This window comes from Pseudomonas sp. NPDC090233, from assembly GCF_044772285.1.
In the GTDB taxonomy this organism is placed as follows: Bacteria; Pseudomonadota; Gammaproteobacteria; order Pseudomonadales; family Pseudomonadaceae; genus Aquipseudomonas.
In genome coordinates this window covers 392843-414280 of the sequence record NZ_JBIVYQ010000005.1, presented here as the reverse complement: position 1 = coordinate 414280, position 21438 = coordinate 392843, and the positions used below count along the sequence as shown (strand labels likewise).

Here is a 21438-nt window from a genome sequence, read left to right as displayed (position 1 = left end):
GGTGTTTATGCTCTTGCATCAACGGCGCTAAGGCAGGCGAGAATGTCGCCAAGCAGTTCAAGCGCTGCCGGATAATTTTTGCGTTGCAGGAAACGTTCGAAGCTGTACATGAGTGCTGTGAGCATCACGTCATCAGATGAGATGCCTGCCAGCGCAGGGCGCTTCTCGACTGCAAGACTCAATGCACCGGGCAGATGCTGCAGTTCTGCAACTGGCCAATTACTGCCAATCGCCTCGATACGCCAGTTGCACCAGTGGCTTAGCTGGAATCCTTTATAGGGTGCAAGAAGTAATGCTTCGGTCGTGATGTCCAAACCGACAATCTGCCGAGGGAGAGCAGCAATGCGTTCTGCAATCAAGCCCAGGGACTGGATGACTTCTTCTACCTTGCCGTGATCGCTTTCCGTGGAGCAAACGTACTTTAGGGGCGCTATGAGCTCTTCGCTCAATCGACTTTCCAGGTAGAGTCGAGTGCGACTGAATTTTAAAAGAAGATCCGGTTCCGGCTCGCAGCACATGAGCTGAGTATTGATCGCTACCACCGATCCGGTGATTTGGTTGCGGTTAACTTTAGAGTGGTCTTCCAGTTTAAAGAGATGGCAGTTCACTTGGCCGAGTGAATAATGGCCAATCCACTCAGGGGCCGGCAGTCCGCTCTGAGAGCTCAACAGCAATCGCTCTTGCTGCGCGAGGGAAGAAATGTGTTCGCCGAAGAGTTTTGCTAAATACTGTCGTTTCTCTCCGTCAACGTCCACGGTGATGCGGAAAGGGTAGACGTCCATGGCGTCAATTTGATGCCAGTGAACCTCCAGGTTGTTGCCAGCTGTCAACCCGGCTTTTTCCATGAGCTCGGCTGCCCAGCGTTCACGATTGCCTGGATTTAAAAGCTGCTCAAGTTCGTTACTGTCTTTCTTTGCCTCTAAAAGAGGTTGCGAATGGAAAAACATGGCATTGATCTGATGGTGCTGAATGCGCAGGCTAATGATGTCCAGAATCATGCTGGTCAGGCGTTGGAGGGCTTGGCGCATTACCAGTATTGCAACAACTGCATGAAAGATCTTCTGCTGCGGGTTGTATAAAAAGTCCGCGACCAGGCAGAAGAAGCTGAGGAGAAAGCCAATGCCTGACAGAGTGTTGAGCACGGCGGTGTAATTATTTTTTAGTTGGGTTCGTGCGGTCGAACTGATGTTGAAGGAGATGATGCAAGTTGCAGTGGCTAGGAGAATATAGCCCAAAATGATGGCTGCGAGACTTGGATAGATGAACAGCAGTACGGCTGTGCTCAGCGCAAAGAATAGTGCGGCTGCACTGGCCCGGGTGTAACGTGAATAGGCATGCGCAGCGATTTTTTCCTGATTTTCAAAAAGATTAAGCTTGGCACTGCGTAAAAGCAGGGTGCGCGCGCCAAATTTGCAGCAGTAGGAAATGGCTATTTCACTCGCAATGTACAAGGCGTAGCATAATGCTGCTGCGATGCTCAGGGAGAAGATCAGGTGCTCTCGTTTAATTTCTTGAAGGGTGACCGGAAAATAACTAGGTATCTTCTCCGAGCCCAGTAGGATGATTACTTTTAGCGGCAAAAAAAAGGCAAGCAGCAATAGTAGCTGACTTGCCAGGGTCATGATTTGAACGGCGATGGTTGTGACAGGGACAACCCGGATGAACTTACTCCCCAAGGAAATGCACCAGCCGAGCGTTGATTTAATGTGATGTTGGAGCTTAATCATTGGCTGGTCAAGGTCTCAGGGGCGTAGTGATGGTGGGTTACTTTTCTTGCCAGTAAAGGGTGGCGACCGTTACTTTGTCGTTGTCGCGTGCTGTGTAGACGGCGCCCACGACTGGGGTGTCTTTTTTATAGTAGTGAACCTTGTAAACGTTGTTTTCATTGCTCATGACTTTGCGTTTGTAGCCTGCTTTTTGCAGGTGCAGGTAAACATCGTTTTCAGCGATTTTGTCGATCGACGAATAGCTGTATTCGTGCATGGACAATTTGCCACCGCTGTTTGGCTTTTCATAAGAGCGCTTGAACGCAGCGTTGAGGATGAAAATTGAACCGTCTGCCAACTTCAGCTCACCCTTTGCTTGCGTGGACTGAGGCGCATTGTGTGCCGTTTCCTTGGCGGCTTGGTCACAGCCGGCAAGAGCGAAAAGTCCGAGTAGCACGAATGCTTTTGTGTTCATGAACAGTGGTTCCTGTTAGTGCATGGTTCTGGCGATAAGTTGTTTGGCTACAGTTTTGTAGTAGGCACTGTCATAGTGGTAGGGACAAAACGCCCATTTGTGGTCGCCGCCAGCGATGAGGCCTGCGTCCCTGCCACCAATTTGTTCAATGCCAATGGCAATGTTATCAAGTGAAGCCAGCATTGGCTCGATTACCGAGTTGTTGAGCTCAATCTGGCGCTCGAAGTCACCGCCTGCAAATTCGTTGACTGCATCATTTTCTTTGTACTGCGTCGCCCACACCGCGTTGTGCACGAAAATATTGGGGCAGATGTGAGACACGCGACCTAGGAAGGCGGGTAGCGCCCACTCTCGCAGTTGCTCGACATCCTTGCTCCAGGGTCTTTTGACTTCGTGCTCTGTGTTTGTTCGCTGCAAGGCTTCGAGGATAGGAGTGCTGGCAGTAACGATCGAGTTGTGGTGATGTATGATGCCCAGGCGTTCGTCAATGAAGTCTATCAGGACAATATCGGGTCGCGACTCTTCCAGTAATTGCCAGTGCAACTTGAGCTTATCCCAATGCGAGCGCTTACCTTCGAAAGAGCTGTGATCAATCGCCATGCCATCATCAAAGCAGGGTGGGGCCATCCAGGACACCACCGATGATCGTGCCATGTAAAAGCAGATCTCAAAGTCACGCAGTGTATTTTTCTGAAACTCAAAAAGATCGCGTGTTACGCATGAGCCCAAAATGGCAACTCTTATCTTTTTGGCGGTGTAGGCCGCAGGATTGGGGCGTGTTGCCACTCGTTCCAACTTGGCTTTTTGGGCGAGCAAGGCGTTCAGCTGGGCATTGTCCTGAGTAGCCGGATTGATTTCGGCGGTGATTTGCTTGCACAAAGATCCGAGCTTTTGCAGATGCTTATAAGGCATCCCAAGCGGTGATTGCTTCAGAAGCGCAGACAAAAAGCTCATGCGCTGTTGCGTCAAGCCGAACCCCAGAAAATCCTGTTCTGACAATCCCATGACTTTGTTTGGGTCCGCTAAAATTCTTGCGCGGGCACCAAAGAAATAAGAATCGCTCAGTGGATGTTTCGTGTATAGGTACAGCGGATAGTCTGAGCCAATCAGAACATGCTTGGCGGACAAGCCCTGGCTTTTAAGCGTTTCGACAACAGCCTGTGAGGCATACTGAGTGATGCACTGCCGCTTGGGGCCTGGACGCCTGTCTGCCAGGCTCAATGCCAAGGCCAGCGTATCGAATGCAACTGGCCGGCAGCAATCATTAGAGGGCAGCAGTTCCATGCCATTGTTCAAGGAGATCAGCAGTAAGTCTTCAGCATGCTCAGTCGAGCACGCTTGCTCCTGCAGCAAGGAAATCACATCCTCGCGTATGCAATCGTCATCATCGATTCGTGTGGTCAGGACAATATCGGCTTGGCAGCTGGATAAAAAAACCGCCACGGCCTGGTTGACCAGGGAGTGATCGACAATCGGCTGAAGCTTCGCATTCAGCCCAGTTTCAGCAATTCGCGCCTCCAGGCGCGTTTTGTGCAAGTAGGGTAGTCCATCATCGATGAAGATGATCCATTCGAAATGGCGGTTGCTTTGCTTCTCAAGGGAAACAAGCAACGTGTTCAGAAATAGTTCAAGCCTGTAGCTGATCCACAGCTCATCCTTGATACCGACACCAAAATTCGTGAAAACGTAATGCAGTAACGACTTGCTCATCTACGTTGTTCTTCTTCAAAAAGTTTCAGTTCCTGCGCTGCCATTTTCCGCCAGTCGCTCTGTTGCCGAACGCGTTGCGCGGCCGCGCGTGAGAGTCCGGAGAACAATGCGGGTTCCTGATAAAGACGTTGAAGCGCGTCTGCCAGCTGTTCGGCGGCCTCTGGAGCGACGACGATACCGCTGCTGTCGTCGACGAATTCAGGGATGGCGGCAACTGATGTCGTGATGGGCACGACGCCTGACGCCATTGCTTCGTCACGGGATACCCCTTGAGTATCCATGCGGCTTGGGCATAGGAAGACGCCGTGCTCTTTATGCAGTTCAGCAATCTCAGAATGGTTGAGGAAGCCGCGCTCAATTTGAACATTCGGATGCCGCCTCAGCGGTGCTAGCGTCTCTTCGAACAACGGACCGTCACCGACCAGGCGGAAGGTCATGTCCTTGAACCAGGCCTTTTCTGCCAGCAGTTCAATCGCTTTGACCGTCAAGTCATTCGCGTAGGTTCTAGACGTGTAAGGCCGAATCGACAGCACCTTCTTACGCTGCTCGATGGGTTTTTCTACGAAGTTGAAGATTTCCGTATTGATCGGATTGTGAATGATTTCATACTGATTTTCCGGAAGGCGGAAACCCAGATCCTCCATCACTTCTTCTGCAAAGTAGCGCGAGACGAACACCAACTTCAGGTTCTTGTGCATCGGCTGCAACACGCCATGCCAGAACGCCATGCGTTTTTCGCTGGCGAGTTTACCCAGTTGCAATTGCTCCTCGGTACTGTAGTTGTATTCCCGACGCCACCATGGCTGGATCTCCGAGCCATGGACCCAGACGACGATGCGGGTACTGGCGAGGTAGGGCTGCAGTACGCTCCACATGTTTTCGTCGAGGAAGTGCACAAGAATCGTCTTGTAGCGGTTCTTTTCCAACATCTTCGCCAACGTGGAGCGGCAACCGGTCACCACATCGACGTTCTGGAATTCCTGGTAGCTGACCGTTTCGTTGTCCCGGAGTCGGAACACATCAACCGCAACGCCTTCTTGTTGATAAGCCGTTACCCGGCTATGCACGAACTTGTTGCGATACAGATCCGCATAAGCAGGGTAGTGGTTGCTCAGCAACAAATGGTCAGCTTGCCCCAGCATCTCCGAAGGCTGCAGGTCGCGATGCCCCAGCACCAGTGCCTTGATGTCCGCATTACCCGCAGCATACGCACGCAACCCGAAGCGCACGAACGCCGCTTCCGGCGGCACATCGGAGGTTTGGTTGCGGTTGGCATGTTGCATGACATGGCTGATGCGTTGCTTGTCGGCATCCAGGAACAGCACCACCAATTGCAGGTTCAGGCCAGGGGTGCAATCAAGGAAGAGTTTGAGCTTGCCTTGCTCGACTTGCAGCCGCTCCAGCGCCACTTCCTGCAGGGCGTACACGTACTCGTGCTTGCCGTCGGCCAGCTTGGAATGGATGCGCCAGTTGTCGACATCCACCTCCAGGTCGAGGAACTTGTTGCGCGCGACGCCGAACATTTCGGATAGCTCGCGGCCGGTGATTTCCGGCGAGTCGTGGCTGACCTGCAAGGGTGCGATCGATTGCGCGCGCGCCTGCAGTTGGTCGATGGTCAGCCCGCTGTCGATTGCTAGGTCGTCGACCTGTGCAGCGATGGCAGCCTGCTGCGCCGCGCCGTTCTCGCAATAGTTGAATGGGTCGATGGCCAGGCCCTGGCCCAGCGTGTAGCGCAGCGATGGCAGATTCTTCAACCAGCTGCGCAGCGGCTGGCTGGCAACCAGCTCAGTGCTGATCAGCGTCCGGCGCGCGCTGAGGCCTTCGGCGGGGCGGTAGGCCTGACTGTTGGCGAGCAGATTGGCTGCGTTGCCATCCCAGGCGAAGTGCGCAACCTTGCCGACCATGCTGGCACGGCTGTAGCGGGTAGCCAGGGCCAGGTCGAGCAGGTAGTTCGGGCCGTAGTAGTCTTCGGCGCACAGGCCGGCCACCCAGGGCGTGTCGCCCACCAGTTGACCAAGTGTCGTTTTTTTCAGCTGGGCGCGCTTGACCAGCTGGATACGTGGGTCGTCCTCGACCGCGCTGGCATCAATGGCGTCGCTGATCAACAGCAGGCGCACGTTGTCGTGACGCTGGCGCTGAAGGTGCCCGCGCAAAGCGGCCAGTTGGGCCTGATCGTTGGCCTCGGCGATGGCGGCAATCTGTGGCAGGCGGCGGGTTTCGTTGTTGCCGGTGACTTTGCTGAGCACGTAGTCCAGGCGCTGAGTGTAGGTGTGCTCCTGCATCACTTTGCGCAGCGCGGCCAGGCGCAGCTTGTCGCTGTTGAGCGGGTCTTCGGCCAGCAGTTTCAGGCGGCGCAGCATTTCTTCGCCGTTGTCGGTGGTCACCACCAGGTCGCCAAACAGCAGGCGCACGCCGCGAGAGAAGTTGCTCACGGTGAGTGTGTTGCAACCGAGCAGTTCGAACACGCGTCGAGCGAACATCGACTGCGACTGCTTGATCGAGTTGAGGTTGATGGCGTAGCGGTAGCCTTTGTAGGCGGTGTCGATTTTCTCGAAGGGCAGGGTGCCGACGATGTAGGGCTGGTATTCGGCCGGGAACTGGTAGTTGGCGTCGTCCTTGCCGAAGTTGCGGTCGAAGATTTCCAGAGGGCGGAACTGGGCCAGTTCTCTGACGAAGTTACCCAGGTCACGCGTGCGCTCGGGGTAGCGGGCGTAATAGGCGCCGGCGAAGCAGAAAGCGTCCTTGCGCTCGTACAGTTCGATCGGGTTGTGCAGTGCCGGCTGGCAGGCAAACGGCAGCAAGTAGACGCGTTCGTGGCCCAGTGCACCTTTGTAGCGGTGGATGCAGTCGATGTCGGTGGTGAACACGTGGTCGAACTGCTTGGCGGTGGTCAGGAAGGTCTCGAAGTGGACCGGGTCTTCCTTGTTCCAGAACACGGTCGGCACTTGATGTTCGCGGCACCAGGCGATGATGTCCTGCAATTCCTGGCTGTTGTGCCCGACCTTGCTGCCCCACAGGTCATCCTTGCCGCGCCAGGCGGACTCGATGAACAGCAGTTCGGGGCCGAAGGCATCCAGTTCAGCTTTCCAATTGCCAGGGGTCAGCGGCTGTAGCTCGCACTCGTAGCGGTACGAGCCAAAGGTGAATTCGTCCATGACGCACGCCACCTTGAGCTTGCTTGCCGGCTGCTCGGCACAGCGCAGCAACTGGGCGCGGCTGTGCTCGCTGCTGGCCAGTGCGGGTGGCAGCTTGAGGTAGTGCTCGTCCTGCAGCGGAGGAGGGGGTGGCAAGATCCGATTCTGCGCCTCGGAAGCCAGGAGCCGCTGCTGGCCCTGTGCGCGTTGCTTGTTGGCCTTGCGGTACAGCCGCAGCAGACGCACAGGCAGCTTGACCAGGCCACCCAGGGAGCTGGCGCTGCTCTTGATCTGGTAGCCCAGTTGATAGGTGAGGCTGGCGCGGGTCTTGACCAGGCGCTGCTCGGCCAGGTGGCGCTGGTCGTTGGCGCGTTGCAGATGTTCGTTGAGCTCGTCGATCTTGCGCTGCTGGGTGGCGCTGCGCTCGAGCAATTGGCTCAGGCTGGCCTTGAGCTGCGGGATCTGCTCGCCGGTCACTGCGCGGTACTTCATGTTTGCCACCCCGAGCCCGGTTCGGGAGTTGTTCAGCTCCTGTTCCAGTTGATGGCGCAAGCCTTGCCACTGTTCTTGCGTTGCCGCCAATGTTGCTTCGGCGGCCTGGCGGCTGGCACTTTCCAGCGACAGTTGATCCTCCAGGGCGGTTCGGGTTTCTTCAAGGGCGGCGATGGCCAAGACCTGATTGGCGCTTTGCTCCTCGATCTGGGCCTTGGCGGCTGTCAGTGCCTGCAGGTCGCCTTCCAGCGCGCTGCGTTGCTCCATCATGAGCGTGATGGTCTCGGCTTGGTTAGTGCGGTGTTCTTCAACGCCGACCATGGCGTTGGTCAGTGATTGCAGTTGGTTTTCCAGCTCACGACGCTGCTCGGTCATGCTGTAAAGCGCCTGCGCTTGCTCATCGAGTTGCTGGTTGGCGGCGGACAGCTGCGCGGCAAGGCGCCCTTGATGCTCGCGCAACGCTTCAACAGCCTGCTGGCGTTCATTGGCCGACGCGTTCAGCTGCTCGATCTGGGCAACCTGATTGCTGGAGCTGTGGTGTGCCTGTTGCAGTTCCGCGCGGGTGTCGATCAGCTGCGCCTGCAGTGCATGTTCGCGATGCTGCGAGGCACCCAGTTCGTCTTGCAGCGCGCTCAGCTTCTGGTGCGCAGCAAGCTCATCACGCTGGCGGGTTTGCTCCAGCGCCGCGAGCTGCTCCTTCAATTCGCTGAACTGTTGGGTAACGGTGCGGTACTTTTCATTCGCTTCGCCCAGCTGTTGGCGCTGCGCTTCCAGTTCCGTGTTCAAGGCCTGGATATTGCGCGCGCTGGCTTCCAACGATGCCTGGCTGGCCTGCTGGAGTGCAGCGGCTTCTGCCTGCTGATCGTGTACCTGCCTGGCCAACGGCTCGACTTTGGCGGCTTCTGGCTTGAGCACGGCGATCTGTTCGGTCGCCGCACGGTATTTCTTGTTCGCCTCGTCCAGACGCTGTTTGATCTCGTCAAGCTCTTGAACGATGCGGGCCTTGGCCTCGCCCACCTCCAGGCTGGCCTTCTGTTGGGCGGCCAGGTCGCTCTCGCGTGTCTGCAACTGGCGTGACAACGCTTCGGCCTTCTGCGCTTCAGGCTTTAGCTGGCTGATCTGCTCGGTGGCGCTGCGGTATTTCTTGTTGGCTTCGTCCAGCCGCTTGCTGATGGCGCTGATGTTCTCGCGCAGGTTGCGCTCGATCGCCTCGAAGGCCTTCTCCAGCTCCCGCACGCGGTTGACCGGCAGCGCTTCGGGGGCACCGGCGACGCTGGTTTCGGTTTTCAGCGCGACGATGCCCAACCACTTGCCCAGCACCTTGATCTCGCCGATCTGCAGATGCTCGCTGAGCATGCGGAACGGTTCCATCAGATAGAAGGTGTGTTTGTGATCGATGAAGTCGTTGACGCCGAACGGAACCGTGATGACCAGGCGGCCGCCGGGTTTGAGCAGGTGGGTGGCCTTTTCGACGAACAGCTCAGGGCGCACCAGGTGTTCCAGGACTTCGCTGATGACGATGGTGTCGGGCTCGACGTCCACGCTTTCGAGGCTGAGGAAGTCGGCATTCACGTAGGTCACGTTCTGCTGCACATGGGCCGGCTCGGCGGCCATGTAGCCCTTGGCTTCTTCAATAGCCTGCGGGCTGGTGTCGACGCCGGTCACCTGGCAGCCTTCGCGGGCCAGCAGCAGCGGCACGATGCCTTGCGAGCAGCCTACGTCCAATACCCGGCGGCCCTTGATCTGTGCGCAGATCCAGTGGATCCGCGCCTGGGTCTCGCGCATGAACTGATCACCCAGCTTGCCGTAGTAAGCCTCCATCACGCGGTCATGAATATCGGCCAGAGGTGAGGGCTGCTCAGTGTTCACGGTAGGTTTCTCAAGCGTGGTGGTGTTCATGCGGTTTGTTCCATCAGCCTTGGGTGACGCCTGCGGCATCGATGACGAATGCGGCATCGCGCACGTTGAATGCGCCGCGGAATTCGCGGTGTTTGACCAGCAGCACGTGGATGTCGGCGCTGTCTTGTGCGTAGTCGAAGTCCACGTGTTCATGGCGCGCCAGGCGCTCAGGCAGTTGCTCGATGTTCGGCTCCACCAGCTGCAGCGTCGCTTCCAGCTCATTGCCCAGGCGCTCGGCGATGCTCAGTGCCGGGCTTTCGCGCAGGTCGTCGATGTCGGCTTTGAAGGCCAGGCCGTAGCAGGCGATCTTGACCTGGTGTGCCGCTTTGCCCTGGTGCTTGATCAGGTAGTTGGCCAGCGCCATCTTCACCTTGTCGATCACCCACTCCGGCTTGCTGTCGTTGACGACGCGCGCAGTGCGGATCAGGCGTGCCTGTTCCGGGGTTTGGCTGACGATGAACCATGGGTCGACGGCGATGCAGTGGCCACCCACGCCTGGGCCTGGCTGCAAGATGTTGACGCGCGGATGGTGGTTGGCCAGACGGATCAGTTCCCAGACGTCGATCTGCAGCTTGTCGCAAATGATCGACAACTCGTTGGCGAAGGCGATGTTCACGTCGCGGAAACTGTTCTCGGTCAGTTTGCACATCTCGGCGGTGCGCGCGTTGGTGATGATGCACTCGCCCTCGACGAAGGTACGGTACAGGCGCACGGCAGCTTCGGAGCACTTGCGGGTCATGCCGCCGATGATTCGGTCGTTCTCGACCAGCTCGCGCAGTACGTGGCCGGGCAGTACCCGTTCAGGGCAATGGGCGATGCGGATATCGGACTCCTCGCCATGGCTCTGCGGGAAGCTTAGGTCCGGGCGCGCCTGGGCCAGCCAATAGGCCATCTGCTCGGTGGCACCCACCGGCGAGGTGGATTCGAGGATTACCAGGTCGCCTTTCTTCAGCACCGGCGCGATGGCCTTGCTGGCGGATTCGATATAGCTCAGGTCGGGTTGGTGACCGTCCATGAATGGCGTAGGCACGGCAATCAGGAACGCATCGGCGGCTTCAGGCGCGGTGGAAGCGCGCAGGTAACCTTCGGTTACGGCGGCGTGGACGACCATGTCCAGCTCGGGCTCGATGATGTGGATTTCACCGCGGTTGATGGTGTCGACCGCGTGCTGATTGACGTCGATGCCGATCACCTGTTTCTTGCGGGCGGCGAAAACGGCGGCGGTTGGCAGGCCGATGTAACCCAGGCCTACGACGGAAATCTTGTTGAAACTCATGCTGCATCCTTGGAATTGGAGAAAGCGGAAAGGGCATCCAGGATTCGCGCGCACGCTTTTCCGTCGCCATAGGGGTTGTGGGCAAAGCTCATGTCGCGATAGGTCGCTTCGTCGCTGAGCAGTCGGGACAGGTGCTCGGTGATCGAGGCGACATCGGTGCCGACCAGCTTGACGGTGCCGGCGGCGACCGCCTCGGGGCGTTCGGTGGTGTCACGCATGACCAGCACCGGCTTGCCCAAGGCAGGGGCTTCCTCCTGGATGCCACCGGAATCGGTGAGGATCAGGTAGGCGCGGGTCATCAGGTACACGAACGGCAGGTAGTCCAGCGGCTCGATCAGATGGATGTTGTCGACACCGGCCAGCAACCGGTTGACCGGTTCGCGTACATTCGGGTTGAGGTGCACGGGGTAGACGATGTCGACATCAGGGAACTCGCGGGCGGTCTGGGCCAGGGCCTGACAGATGCGTTCGAAGCCGTCGCCGAAGTTCTCGCGGCGGTGGCCGGTGACCAGCACCATGCGGCGCTCGGCGGCGAGGAAGTCGAACTGTTGCTCGAAGGTTTGCTTGAGCGCCGGGCTCTCAAGCTTGCGTACCACTTCCAGCAGCGCGTCGATCACCGTGTTGCCGGTGATGTGGATCTGCGCAGCGTCGATGCCTTCCTTCAACAGGTTGTCGCTGGAGGTCGAGGTCGGGGCAAAGTGCAGCGCGGCCAGGGTGCCGGTCAAGCGGCGGTTACCTTCTTCAGGCCAGGGCGAGTACAGATTATTGGTGCGCAGGCCGGCCTCCACGTGGGCGATCGGGATCTGCTGGTAGTAGGCCGCCAGGCTTGTCGCCAAGGTTGTCGCAGTGTCGCCATGGACCAGCACCACATCCGGTTTGAACTCGGCCAGCACCGGCTTGAGACTTTGCAGGATCGCCGTGGTGACATCGGTCAGATCCTGACCAGGCTTCATGATGTTGAGGTCGTAGTCCGGGGTGATCTCGAACAGCTCAAGCACCTGGTCGAGCATCTGGCGGTGCTGGCCGGTCACGCAGACGCGCGATTCGAAACGGTCGTCCAGGGCAAGGTTGAGGGCCAGCGGTGCCATCTTGATGGCTTCTGGGCGAGTGCCAAAAACAGTGAGGGTCTTGAGCGACAAGGGAAGTTCTTCTATGCGATGAGTTGAGGCGGACAGCGCGGGTGCAGAGGGCAGGAAAATCAGGTGTAGCGAGAGGCGACCGTGCGTTGCGGTCGAGCTGAATCAGGTCGAAAAATCGACAGGTTCAGTGGGGAGTGTGAAAAAACTTTCATTTGCCTCGGATCCTTCCTACAAATCGGGTGTCCTTAGGCCAGCGAATTTATCATTTGGTCATGATAATGACATCACTAATGGCACGTTTTTTTCCCTAAAAAACTCAATTGACTGCCTGATATCATATGATTGGATCCTATTTTGCCGTTTTGTATCGAAAAATTAGATTGTTTGATGGCATTCAGACATCGTGCCAAAGGTTCAATTTGCCAGGTAGATGTGACGAACGGAGACGTGCTTAGGAAATCAGGTGTGTAGGAAATGCAACCGCCCTTTGTCTGAATGAAATCGTCGTTAACGTTGAATTCATATGAAATCGTCAGTCTCACCGTTGTGTTTCACGAACACCTTGTGGGATTGGCGAAATGCCATGGGTTGAGGGGGGGTAGAGGCAGCCGATGACGTGATTCATCCAGTAACGTTTCGAGGTCACGCTGACGCTGAGCAGGCACTAGGATTCGTTGAGCAGCCAAGGAGCGCTGCCTTTCATGTGCAATTCAAGGAGTCGTCACGATGCGCAATACAGTTCTGTCCTACCTGCTGCTTCCTCTTTTCACAGCGTTGCCTTTCACCCTCAATGCCGCACCTGCGTCCGTCACCACACCGCCAGCGGTCACTGCCAGCAAGGAAGGGCATACTCAAACACCGTCGACCAAAATCGACCTCAACGACGCCGACGCCCTGACCTTGCAACAAAACCTCAATGGCATCGGCAAAGCCAAGGCCGACGCGATCATCGCCTACCGGGAGGCCAACGGCCCCTTCGACTCGGTAGATGAATTGCTGGAAATCAAGGGCATCGGCAAAGCGCTGTTGGAGCGCAACCGGGACAAGCTGATGGTCGAGTAACCTGCAGAACAGCCGGTTGGCCTTGCGCCAACCGGTTTCAATCAAAACGCATCTCTTTAACGATCCTGCGCATCCTTGGCATCCGCTTCGGCATTGCGCTCATGCACCTTCCTCAATTGCTCCTCTGTCAGCGGCAATTTCTTCGCCGTGTCACGCAGCATCATCAGCCCGCCCACGATCGAGCCGAGGGCTATGATGAGTATCAGCCAGGCATACCAGGGCATTGTCGTTCTCCTATGAACATCAGCGGCTTCGCTTGTATGAATGTTGAGCGATTGCCTTGACCGTTGGTTCAATTATAGAAGCCGCACCCGGCCAGGCCAATTCTCATGACCCGCGGCCCCCAAAGCCTGCGTCACTTCGTTTACAATGCGCGCCGTTTACGACTTGCCAAGAGACCCCGACCATGTCCGCCTGCCAGACGCCCCTGATCGTCGCCCTGGATTTCCCTACCCGCGAAGCCGCCCTGAAACTGGCCGACCAGCTCGACCCTGCCCTGTGCCGGGTAAAGGTGGGCAAGGAGCTGTTCACCAGCAGCGCTTCGGGCATTGTCGAGACCTTGTGCGCGAAGGGCTTCGAGGTGTTCCTCGACCTCAAGTTTCACGACATCCCCAACACCACCGCCATGGCGGTGAAGGCGGCGGCCGAGATGGGCGTGTGGATGGTCAACGTGCACTGCTCCGGTGGCCTGCGCATGATGTCGGCCTGCCGTGAGGTGCTGGCCAAGCGTAGCGGCCCGCAGCCGCTGCTGATCGGCGTTACCGTGCTGACCAGCATGGAGCGTGAAGACCTGGCCGGTATTGGCCTGGATGTCGATCCGCAGGAGCAGGTATTGCGCCTGGCGGCGCTGGCCGAGAAGGCGGGCATGGACGGGTTGGTGTGCTCGGCGCTGGAGGCTCCGGCGCTGAAAGCTGCGCACCCGTCGCTGCAGTTGGTGACACCGGGTATCCGCCCGGCCGGCAGCGCGCAAGATGACCAGCGCCGCATTCTGACGCCGCGCCAGGCGCTGGATGCCGGCTCCGATTACCTGGTGATCGGTCGCCCAATCAGCCAGGCAGCGGATCCGGCGCAGGCGCTGGCGGCAGTGGTAGCCGAAATTCGCTGCTAAAGCCGCTCCCACAGGTTTCTGCTGTGGGATGAAAAAGGGCCGACATGCTGTGCGCATGTCGGCCCTTTTTACTGCCTTCGAATCAGGCAATAACCAGCGGCGTAAACGACTTCACCAGGTCATCCAGCGCCTTGATCTGCGCCAAGAATGGCTCCAGCTTATCCAGCGGCAGGGCGCTCGGGCCGTCGCACTTGGCCTGGTCCGGGTTCGGGTGGGCTTCCAGGAACAAGCCCGCCAGGCCAACGGCCATGCCGGCCCGCGCCAGGTCGACGACCTGCTCGCGGCGGCCGCCCGATGCCGCGCCCGACGGGTCGCGGTTCTGCAGGGCGTGGGTCACGTCGAAGATGATCGGCAGGTCGTTGCAGGTGCGCTTCATCACACCGAAGCCGAGCATGTCGACCACCAGGTTGTCATAGCCCATGCAGGTGCCACGGTCGCACAGGATCAACTGGTCGTTACCGGCTTCGTTGAACTTCTGCACGATGTTCTGCATTTGCGAAGGGCTGAGGAACTGTGGCTTCTTGATGTTGACCGGCTTGCCAGTCTTGGCCAGCGCGACCACCAGGTCGGTCTGGCGGGCCAGGAAGGCCGGCAGTTGCAGCACGTCGACCACTTCGGCGACCGGCGCGCACTGGTGGATTTCATGCACGTCGGTGATGATCGGTACACCGAACTCGGCTTTGACTTTCTCGAAGATGCGCAGGCCTTCTTCCAGGCCTGGGCCCCGGTAGGAGTGGATCGAGGAGCGGTTGGCCTTGTCGAAACTGGCTTTGAAGACGTAGGGGATGCCCAGTTTCTGAGTGACGCGCACGTACTCGGCGCAGGCCTTGAGGGCGAGGTCTTCGGACTCGAGGACGTTGATGCCGCCGAAGAGGACGAACGGGGCGGTGTTGGAGCACTCGATGGTTGGGGTGATCTTGATCATGGTCTTCTCTGCAAATCCCTGTCACTGAATCAGTGGCGATGGGGAATCTTACAAGATCTCAGCTACCTGTGCCGGCCCTTTCGCCGGGCCGGCACAGGCTTGATCCGCTATCAGACCTTCAACACCAACTTGCCGAAGTTCTCGCCACTGAACAATTTGAGCAAGGTTTCCGGGAAGGTCTCCAGGCCCTCGACCACATCTTCTCTGCTCTTGACCTTGCCACTGGCCAGCCACCCGGCAATCTCCTGCGCCGCCTTGCCGTAATCCTTGGCGTGGTCCATCACCACGAAGCCTTCCATCCGCGCCCGGTTGACCAGCAGCGCCAGGTAGTTGGCTGGGCCTTTGACCGCTTCCTTGTTGTTGTACTGGCTGATGGCGCCGCAGATGACGATGCGGGCCTTGAAGTTGATGCGGGTGAGCACGGCGTCGAGGATCTCGCCGCCGACGTTGTCGAAGTACACGTCAACGCCTTGTGGGCATTCGCGCTTGAGGCCGGCGAGCACGTCTTCGGCCTTGTAGTCGATGACCCCGTCGAAACCCAGTTCGTCCTTGAGGTACTGGCATTTTTGCGCGCCACCGGCGATGCCGACCACGCGGCAGCCTTTGAGCTTGGCGATCTGGCCGACGATGCTGCCCACCGCACCGGCGGCGCCGGAAATGACCACGGTGTCACCGGCCTTGGGCTGGCCGACGTCGAGCAGGGCGAAGTAGGCAGTCATGCCGGTCATGCCCAGGGCCGAGAGGTAGCGGGGCAGGGGCGCCAGCTTGGGGTCGATCTTGTGCAGGCCCTGGGGTTCGCCGGTGAAGTAGTCCTGCACGCCGAGGGCACCGCTGACGTGGTCGCCGGGTTTGTAGTCCGGGTGGTTGGAGGCGACCACTTCGCCGACGCCGAGGGCACGCATCACCTGGCCGAGGGCTACGGGCGGGATATACGACTTGCCTTCGTTCATCCAGCCGCGCATGGCCGGGTCCAGTGACAGGTACAGGTTGCGCACCTGGATCTGGCCATCGGCGGGGGCTTCGGCGGGCACACTTTCAAAGGTGAAGTCGTCACGGCGCACGGCGCCGACCGGGCGTTTGGCGAGCAGGAAGCGGCGGTTGGTCTGGGTCATGGCGGGGTCCTTGTGGGCAGGAGGCATAAGTGGTCAATTTAACGCGGTGATGCCGGTTGGTCTGCAAAATCACTGGTAAGCATGGTAGCCCAACCGCTGGCCTGATGATGCTGCCCAGTTGGGCGGTGGGCTGACTAGACTCTTGGCCGGTACTCACGCTTTCAGGAGCAGCACATGAGCATGACCTTTTCCGGCCAGGTAGCCCTGGTCACCGGCGGCGCGGCTGGCATCGGCCGGGCGACGGCATTGGCGTTCGCCCGTGAGGGCTTGAAGGTGGTGGTGGCCGACCTCGATCCGGTTGGTGGTGAGGCCACGGTAGCGCTCATCCGCGAGGCCGGAGGTGAAGCGCTGTTCGTGGCCTGCGATGTGACACGCGATGCCGATGTGCGCCAGCTGCACGAGCAGGTAATCCAATCCTATGGGCGCCTGGATTATGCCTATAACAACGCCGGCATCGAGATCGAGCAGGGCCGCCTGGCCGAGGGCAGCGAGGCGGAGTTCGATGCCATCATGGGCGTCAATGTCAAAGGCGTGTGGCTGTGCATGAAGTACCAGCTGCCGCTACTGCTGGCCCAGGGCGGTGGGGCTATCGTCAACACCGCGTCGGTCGCAGGCCTGGGCGCAGCACCGAAGATGAGTATCTACAGCGCGTCCAAGCACGCGGTGATCGGGCTGACCAAGTCGGCCGCCATCGAATACGCCAAGAAGGGTATTCGAGTGAACGCTGTTTGCCCGGCGGTGATCGATACCGACATGTTCCGCCGGGCCTACGAGGCCGACCCGCGCAAGGCCGAGTTCGCCGCGGCGATGCACCCGGTCGGGCGCATTGGCAAGGTCGAGGAAATCGCCAGCGCGGTGTTGTATCTGTGCAGTGACGGCGCCGCGTTCACCACCGGGCATAGCCTGACGGTGGATGGTGGGGCTACTGCAATCTGAGTGATTCGCTGCGGGTGCTGTCGCGGGCGGATACCACCAGGGCCAGCGCGAGAGCTGCGCACCCCAGCAGCAGGACACCGCCGAACACCAGCAATGCCATCTCTGTGCCCAGCCGATCACTCAACACCCCGGTGAAGATCACAGGGACGCTGAACCCCAGGTAAGCGAGCAGGAAGAATCCGGCACTGGCCCGGGTCTTCTCGCTGCCCGCCAGCTGGTTCACCGCGGCCAGCCCGCCCAGGTAGATGAAGCCATAGCAGGCGCTGCTGGCTGCCACCGCGCCCAGCAGTACGGCACTCAGCTGACCTGCATTGGCGCCCCAGGCCAGCAGCGCGTAGCTGCACGGCAGGATCGCCATGCCCAACAGCGTGGCTTTTTTGCTGGGTAGGCGTCGGGCAAGGGGCTGAAAGAGCAGGCCGCAGCTGGTGACGCAAAAGGTCGAGAAGCCCGACCAGGCGCTCAGGCCGTGCTGGCGCAATATGCCCGGCAGCAAGGCGATGACCAGGCCGGTGCCAGCCCAGGCCAGCAAAATGGCGAGGCCATACACCACGCTGCCAGGAGGGTAGAAAGGCAGGCGCAGCATGGCGCCACGTTGTGTCGGGCGCGGGTCGGGCAGGCGCCAGGCCAGTACCAGGGCGATGCCGGCCAGCAGCAGTTGCAGGTGGAAACTGCCTGGCGTCAGGCTTGGCCCGCGCAGCAGAAACAGGCTGGTCAGCGCTGCGCCAAGGCCAAAGCCCAGCGAGGTGCTAGCGGTAACCCAGTTGGCGGCGCGGGCGCCGCAGTCGCCACCCATCAACTCGCCCATGTAGGCCGTCGCCGTGGCTGTTGCCAGGCCCGTGCCCAGGCCCAGCACCAGTCGCGCCAGGGCCAAGGTCTCAAGGCCAGGAGCCAGCAGCATGAGCAGGGTCGCCAGCATCGATAGCAGCAGGGCAGCGATGATCAGCGGCCGCCGCCCGACCCGGTCGGCCAGGCCGCCCAGGGCCAGCAGCACTGGGAGCACCCCGACCACGTAAGCGGAAAAGGCTACCGCCGTGGCGGCGGCGCCTTGGCCGGAGAGGTCGGCGTAGGTGATGTAGAGCGGGGCCTGCAGGTTGACTGCCAGGGTGATCAGGCACAGGGCGAAGGCCAGCAGGGCGGGGTTGGAGCGCGGGGGCATGGGTTGATCCTGGTTTTTTAGGAGACAGTGCTCCCAGGCAGATCCCTCAACAAGGCACACCACCCATCCGTTTATGCTTAACTGTTCGCTCAAAACCACCAAACACTGAAGCCATGCACCTGCCTCTAGACCGCCAAAGCCCAATCCCCCTGGTCCAGCAGCTCACCGACCACTTGCAAGCCTGGATCGAAAAACAACGCCTGCGCCCCGGCGCACGCTTGCCATCGATCCGTGCCTTGGCCCGCGACCAGGCCGTCAGTGCTTCCTGCGTGATCGAAGCCTACGACCGCCTGGTCGCCAGTGGTTGGCTAGAGGCCCGCCACGGCACCGGCTTCTTTGTCGCTGAACGCAAACCCGGCTTGGCCGCTGACGATACGCCCGCGTGGGGCGAGGCCGGGGACGGCAGCTGGCGCCAGTTCCGCGAGGGCCATGACCAGTTGCTCAAGCTCGGTTGCGGCTGGCTGCCCAGCGCTTGGCGCGCGGATACCGAACTGGCCCAGGTCATCCGTCAAGTCAGTCGCGGCAACCCGCAGGACCTGTTCGACTACTGCCCGCCACAGGGCCTTGCCAGTCTGCGCCTGCAACTGCACAAGCGCCTGGCACGCCTGGACATCGCCGCCGACCCCGAACACATCCTCACCACCCAGGGCGCCAGCCATGCCCTCGACCTGCTGGTGCGCACGCTGCTGCGCCCCGGCGACACGGTGCTGGTGGAAAATCCCGGCTACTACAACCTGTACAACCTGCTGCGCCAGCATCAAGTGCGCATGCTGCCGCTGCCGCGCACGGTGGTCGGGCCGGATATCGCCGTACTCGAACGCCTGTTGGTCGAGCACCGGCCGCGCTGCCTGTTCATCAACAGCCTGTACCAGAACCCGACCGGGACGAGCCTGACGCCCAAGGTAGCCTACCGCCTGCTGGAGCTGGCCCGTGAACATGATCTGCGCATCGTCGAGGATGATATCTACGCCGACTTCCAGGAGGGGCCGGCCACGCGCCTGGCTACCCTCGACAGTGAGCAGCGGGTGATCTACATGGCCAGTTTTTCCAAGACGCTGAGCAGTTCGCTACGCGTCGGTTACCTGGTGGCCGAACCACCGCTGCTGACACAACTGGCCGAGCTGAAAATGGTCAGCGGCATCGGCACCTCGCTCTTCGCCGAGCAGGTGGTGGGGCAGATGCTGGCCAATGGCAGCTACCGCAAAAGCACGCAGCGGTTGAGAGGGCGGCTGGCGCAGCACATGGCCAAGCTGCTTGGGCAGCTCGAACAGTACGGCTGGCAAGTGTTCTGCGAGCCCTACGGCGGCATGTTCGTCTGGGCGCGGGTGCCGGGGCGCGACTTCGCCAGCCTTGAACAGCTGGCATTGCAGCATGACGTGCTGCTCACCCCGGGCAGCGCCTTCGATTTTGAAGGCGCTGGCAGCGAGTGGCTGCGTATCAATGTTGCCTATGGGCAGGATTCCCGTGCCCAGGCTTTCTTGCAGCAGGCAGGGAAGTGAGGGGCAGGCGTGGAATCAATCCACGCCGACGAAGCCACCCGTCTGGTGGTGCCACAAGCGGGCATACAGCCCTTGTTGTTCCAGCAATTCGCTGTGGCTGCCGCTCTCGACGACATGACCCTGGTCCAGCACCACCAGGCGGTCCATGCGCGCGATGGTCGAGAGGCGGTGAGCGATGGCGATAACGGTCTTGCCTTGCATCAGGGTTTCCAGGCTTTCCTGGATGGCTGCTTCGACTTCCGAATCGAGCGCTGAGGTCGCTTCGTCCATGATCAGAATTGGCGCGTTCTTCAGCAGCACCCGGGCAATGGCGATGCGCTGGCGCTGGCCGCCGGACAGCTTGACCCCACGCTCACCCACATGCGCGTCGAAGCCGGTGCGCCCCTGGGCGTCCGACAGTTGCGGAATGAACTCATCGGCACGCGCCCGGCGCACCGCTTCGCGCAACTCAGCCTCGCTGGCGTCCGGGCGACCGTAGAGCAGGTTGTCACGGATCGAGCGGTGCAGCAGCGAAGTGTCCTGGGTAATCATGCCGATCTGCGCGCGCAGGCTGGCCTGGGTCACGTCGGCGATGTCCTGGCCATCGATCAGGATGCGCCCACCTTGCACGTCGTAAAGGCGTAGCAGCAGGTTGACCAGGGTCGACTTGCCGGCGCCGGACGGGCCGATCAGGCCGATTTTCTCGCCCGGGCGGATAACCAGGTTCAGCGCCTCGATCACGTTGCGCGCCTTGCCGTAATGAAAGTCGACATCGTCGAAACGCACAGCGCCACGGGTGACTTTCAGCGGCTGGGCGTTGGGTTTGTCGGTAACGGTGACGGGCTGAGCGATGGTCTGCAGGCCATCCTGGACCATGCCGATGTTCTCGAAGATGCCGTTGACCACCCACATGATCCAGCCCGACATGTTGACGATGCGGATCACCAGGCCAGTGGCCAGGGCAATGGCGCCGACGGTGATCAGCGACTGGCTCCACAGCCACAGCGCCAGGCCCGTGGTGGTGACCACCAGCAAGCCGTTGAGGGTGGTGATGACCACGTCCATGCTGGTGATCACCCGCGATGCCAGCTGGGTTTTTTCGGTCTGTTCGCGGATCGCTTCACGGGCGTACTGCTGCTCGTAATCGGTGTGGGCGAACAGCTTGAGCGTGGCGATGTTGGTGTAGCCGTCGACGATGCGCCCCATCAGCTTGGAGCGGGCATCGGAGGAAATCACCGAACGTTCCTTCACCCGTGGCACGAAGTACAGCAGGGCGGCCACGTAGGCGCCGATCCAGACCAGCAACGGCAGCATCAGCCGCCAGTCGGCTTCGGCGAACAGCACCAGCGATGTGATCGCATAGATCAGCACATGCCACAGCGCATCCACTGCCTGCACAGCCGAATCGCGCAGCGAGTTACCGGTCTGCATGATGCGCTGGGCGATGCGCCCGGCGAAGTCGCTCTGGAAGAAATTCAGGCTCTGCTTGAGCACATACGTGTGGTTTTGCCAGCGGATCAGGCTGGTCATGCCGGGGTTGATGGTCTGGTGCACCAGCAGGTCGTGCAGGCCGAAGAAGATTGGCCGCAGCAGCAGGATCACCACTAGCATCCAGATCAGCTCGCCGCTATGTTCGCTGAAGAAGTTGGCGTTGGGCGTGCCCTGGGCCAGGTCGATGATGCGGCTGAGGTAGCTGAACATCGCCACCTCGATCAGCGAGGCGAACAGACCGACCACCAGCAGGGCGAGGAAGCTCGGCCATACCTGGCGCAGATAATACAGATAGAACGGCCACACCTGGGTGGGCGGCGACTCGCTGGGCGCGTCGCGGAAAATGTCGATCAGTTGCTCGAAACGGCGGTACAGCATGGGTGACAACACTCCTGTTCA

Annotated in this window: 15 protein-coding genes; 4 read left to right on the top strand and 11 right to left on the bottom strand. The window is 59.9% G+C overall.

The window, feature by feature from the left end; all coding sequences use genetic code 11:
* Positions 1-5: 5 nt before the first annotated feature.
* The 6 genes from ACIQUF_RS16415 to wecB are packed head-to-tail and all read right to left on the bottom strand — an operon-like array spanning position 6 to position 11831.
* On the bottom strand, positions 6-1727 hold the full coding sequence (locus tag ACIQUF_RS16415) for a hypothetical protein (RefSeq protein WP_403133187.1): 1722 nt from the start codon (positions 1725-1727) through the stop codon (positions 6-8).
* A 37-nt stretch (positions 1728-1764) separates the two neighbouring features.
* On the bottom strand, positions 1765-2181 hold the full coding sequence (locus ACIQUF_RS16410) for a hypothetical protein (protein WP_403133185.1): 417 nt from the start codon (positions 2179-2181) through the stop codon (positions 1765-1767).
* A gap of 15 nt (positions 2182-2196) precedes the next feature.
* Positions 2197-3891: a DUF6270 domain-containing protein gene (locus ACIQUF_RS16405; protein WP_403133183.1), complete on the bottom strand. Its 1695-nt coding sequence runs from the start codon at positions 3889-3891 to the stop codon at positions 2197-2199.
* Positions 3888-9416 carry a glycosyltransferase gene (locus tag ACIQUF_RS16400; RefSeq protein ID WP_403133181.1) on the bottom strand — a complete coding sequence of 1843 codons (5529 nt, stop codon included), beginning with the start codon at positions 9414-9416 and terminating at the stop codon, positions 3888-3890. The genes ACIQUF_RS16405 and ACIQUF_RS16400 overlap by 4 nt, the downstream gene beginning before the upstream one ends.
* A 13-nt stretch (positions 9417-9429) precedes the next feature.
* Positions 9430-10692, bottom strand: coding sequence for a UDP-N-acetyl-D-mannosamine dehydrogenase (gene wecC / locus ACIQUF_RS16395; protein ID WP_403133180.1), 1263 nt, complete (start codon positions 10690-10692; stop codon positions 9430-9432).
* The gene (gene wecB, locus ACIQUF_RS16390; RefSeq protein WP_403133177.1) at positions 10689-11831 is read right to left on the bottom strand and encodes a non-hydrolyzing UDP-N-acetylglucosamine 2-epimerase; all 1143 of its coding nucleotides are present in this window, start codon (positions 11829-11831) and stop codon (positions 10689-10691) included. The genes wecC and wecB overlap by 4 nt, the downstream gene beginning before the upstream one ends.
* 666 nt (positions 11832-12497) lie before the next feature.
* On the opposite strand from wecB, the gene ACIQUF_RS16385 reads away from it, so the two are divergent.
* A complete protein-coding gene (locus ACIQUF_RS16385; RefSeq protein WP_403133175.1) occupies positions 12498-12833 on the top strand; it encodes a ComEA family DNA-binding protein in 336 nt (111 codons plus the stop codon).
* Positions 12834-12889: 56 nt separating this feature from the next.
* On the opposite strand, the gene ACIQUF_RS16380 is transcribed toward ACIQUF_RS16385, so the two are convergent.
* Positions 12890-13057, bottom strand: coding sequence for a DUF2897 family protein (locus ACIQUF_RS16380; RefSeq protein ID WP_003252762.1), 168 nt, complete (start codon positions 13055-13057; stop codon positions 12890-12892).
* Between the two features lie 182 nt (positions 13058-13239).
* Here ACIQUF_RS16380 and pyrF point away from each other — a divergent pair, with 182 nt between their 5' ends.
* A complete protein-coding gene (pyrF, locus tag ACIQUF_RS16375) occupies positions 13240-13941 on the top strand; it encodes an orotidine-5'-phosphate decarboxylase (RefSeq protein ID WP_403133171.1) in 702 nt (233 codons plus the stop codon).
* Between the two features lie 82 nt (positions 13942-14023).
* Here pyrF and kdsA read toward each other — a convergent pair whose 3' ends face one another.
* Positions 14024-14866 (bottom strand): 3-deoxy-8-phosphooctulonate synthase, encoded by an 843-nt coding sequence (gene kdsA / locus ACIQUF_RS16370; RefSeq protein WP_403133169.1) that lies wholly within the window; start codon positions 14864-14866, stop codon positions 14024-14026.
* Between the two features lie 110 nt (positions 14867-14976).
* On the bottom strand, positions 14977-15978 hold the full coding sequence (locus ACIQUF_RS16365; protein WP_403133166.1) for an NADP-dependent oxidoreductase: 1002 nt from the start codon (positions 15976-15978) through the stop codon (positions 14977-14979).
* Positions 15979-16152: 174 nt separating this feature from the next.
* On the opposite strand from ACIQUF_RS16365, the gene ACIQUF_RS16360 reads away from it, so the two are divergent.
* Positions 16153-16914 carry an SDR family oxidoreductase gene (locus ACIQUF_RS16360; RefSeq protein ID WP_403133163.1) on the top strand — a complete coding sequence of 254 codons (762 nt, stop codon included), beginning with the start codon at positions 16153-16155 and terminating at the stop codon, positions 16912-16914.
* Here the strand turns inward: ACIQUF_RS16360 and ACIQUF_RS16355 are convergent.
* A complete protein-coding gene (locus ACIQUF_RS16355; RefSeq protein ID WP_403133161.1) occupies positions 16901-18070 on the bottom strand; it encodes an MFS transporter in 1170 nt (389 codons plus the stop codon). The genes ACIQUF_RS16360 and ACIQUF_RS16355 overlap by 14 nt on opposite strands.
* 113 nt (positions 18071-18183) lie before the next feature.
* On the opposite strand from ACIQUF_RS16355, the gene ACIQUF_RS16350 reads away from it, so the two are divergent.
* On the top strand, positions 18184-19569 hold the full coding sequence (locus tag ACIQUF_RS16350) for a PLP-dependent aminotransferase family protein (protein ID WP_403133160.1): 1386 nt from the start codon (positions 18184-18186) through the stop codon (positions 19567-19569).
* Positions 19570-19584: 15 nt separating this feature from the next.
* On the opposite strand, the gene ACIQUF_RS16345 is transcribed toward ACIQUF_RS16350, so the two are convergent.
* Positions 19585-21417, bottom strand: coding sequence for an ABC transporter ATP-binding protein (locus tag ACIQUF_RS16345; protein ID WP_403133158.1), 1833 nt, complete (start codon positions 21415-21417; stop codon positions 19585-19587).
* Between the last annotated feature and the right edge of the window lie 21 nt (positions 21418-21438).

Excerpts from the sequence above, each read along its gene's own strand:
- ACIQUF_RS16415 (WP_403133187.1), bottom strand. The coding sequence starts at position 1,727 with ATGATTAAGCTCCAACATCACATTAAATCAACGCTCGGCTGGTGCATT.
- ACIQUF_RS16410 (WP_403133185.1), bottom strand. The coding sequence starts at position 2,181 with ATGAACACAAAAGCATTCGTGCTACTCGGACTTTTCGCTCTTGCCGGC.
- ACIQUF_RS16405 (WP_403133183.1), bottom strand. The coding sequence starts at position 3,891 with ATGAGCAAGTCGTTACTGCATTACGTTTTCACGAATTTTGGTGTCGGT.
- ACIQUF_RS16400 (WP_403133181.1), bottom strand. The coding sequence starts at position 9,416 with ATGAACACCACCACGCTTGAGAAACCTACCGTGAACACTGAGCAGCCC.
- wecC (WP_403133180.1), bottom strand. The coding sequence starts at position 10,692 with ATGAGTTTCAACAAGATTTCCGTCGTAGGCCTGGGTTACATCGGCCTG.
- ACIQUF_RS16385 (WP_403133175.1), top strand. The coding sequence starts at position 12,498 with ATGCGCAATACAGTTCTGTCCTACCTGCTGCTTCCTCTTTTCACAGCG.
- ACIQUF_RS16380 (WP_003252762.1), bottom strand. The coding sequence starts at position 13,057 with ATGCCCTGGTATGCCTGGCTGATACTCATCATAGCCCTCGGCTCGATC.
- pyrF (WP_403133171.1), top strand. The coding sequence starts at position 13,240 with ATGTCCGCCTGCCAGACGCCCCTGATCGTCGCCCTGGATTTCCCTACC.
- kdsA (WP_403133169.1), bottom strand. The coding sequence starts at position 14,866 with ATGATCAAGATCACCCCAACCATCGAGTGCTCCAACACCGCCCCGTTC.
- ACIQUF_RS16365 (WP_403133166.1), bottom strand. The coding sequence starts at position 15,978 with ATGACCCAGACCAACCGCCGCTTCCTGCTCGCCAAACGCCCGGTCGGC.
- ACIQUF_RS16360 (WP_403133163.1), top strand. The coding sequence starts at position 16,153 with ATGAGCATGACCTTTTCCGGCCAGGTAGCCCTGGTCACCGGCGGCGCG.
- ACIQUF_RS16355 (WP_403133161.1), bottom strand. The coding sequence starts at position 18,070 with ATGCCCCCGCGCTCCAACCCCGCCCTGCTGGCCTTCGCCCTGTGCCTG.
- ACIQUF_RS16350 (WP_403133160.1), top strand. The coding sequence starts at position 18,184 with ATGCACCTGCCTCTAGACCGCCAAAGCCCAATCCCCCTGGTCCAGCAG.
- ACIQUF_RS16345 (WP_403133158.1), bottom strand. The coding sequence starts at position 21,417 with ATGCTGTACCGCCGTTTCGAGCAACTGATCGACATTTTCCGCGACGCG.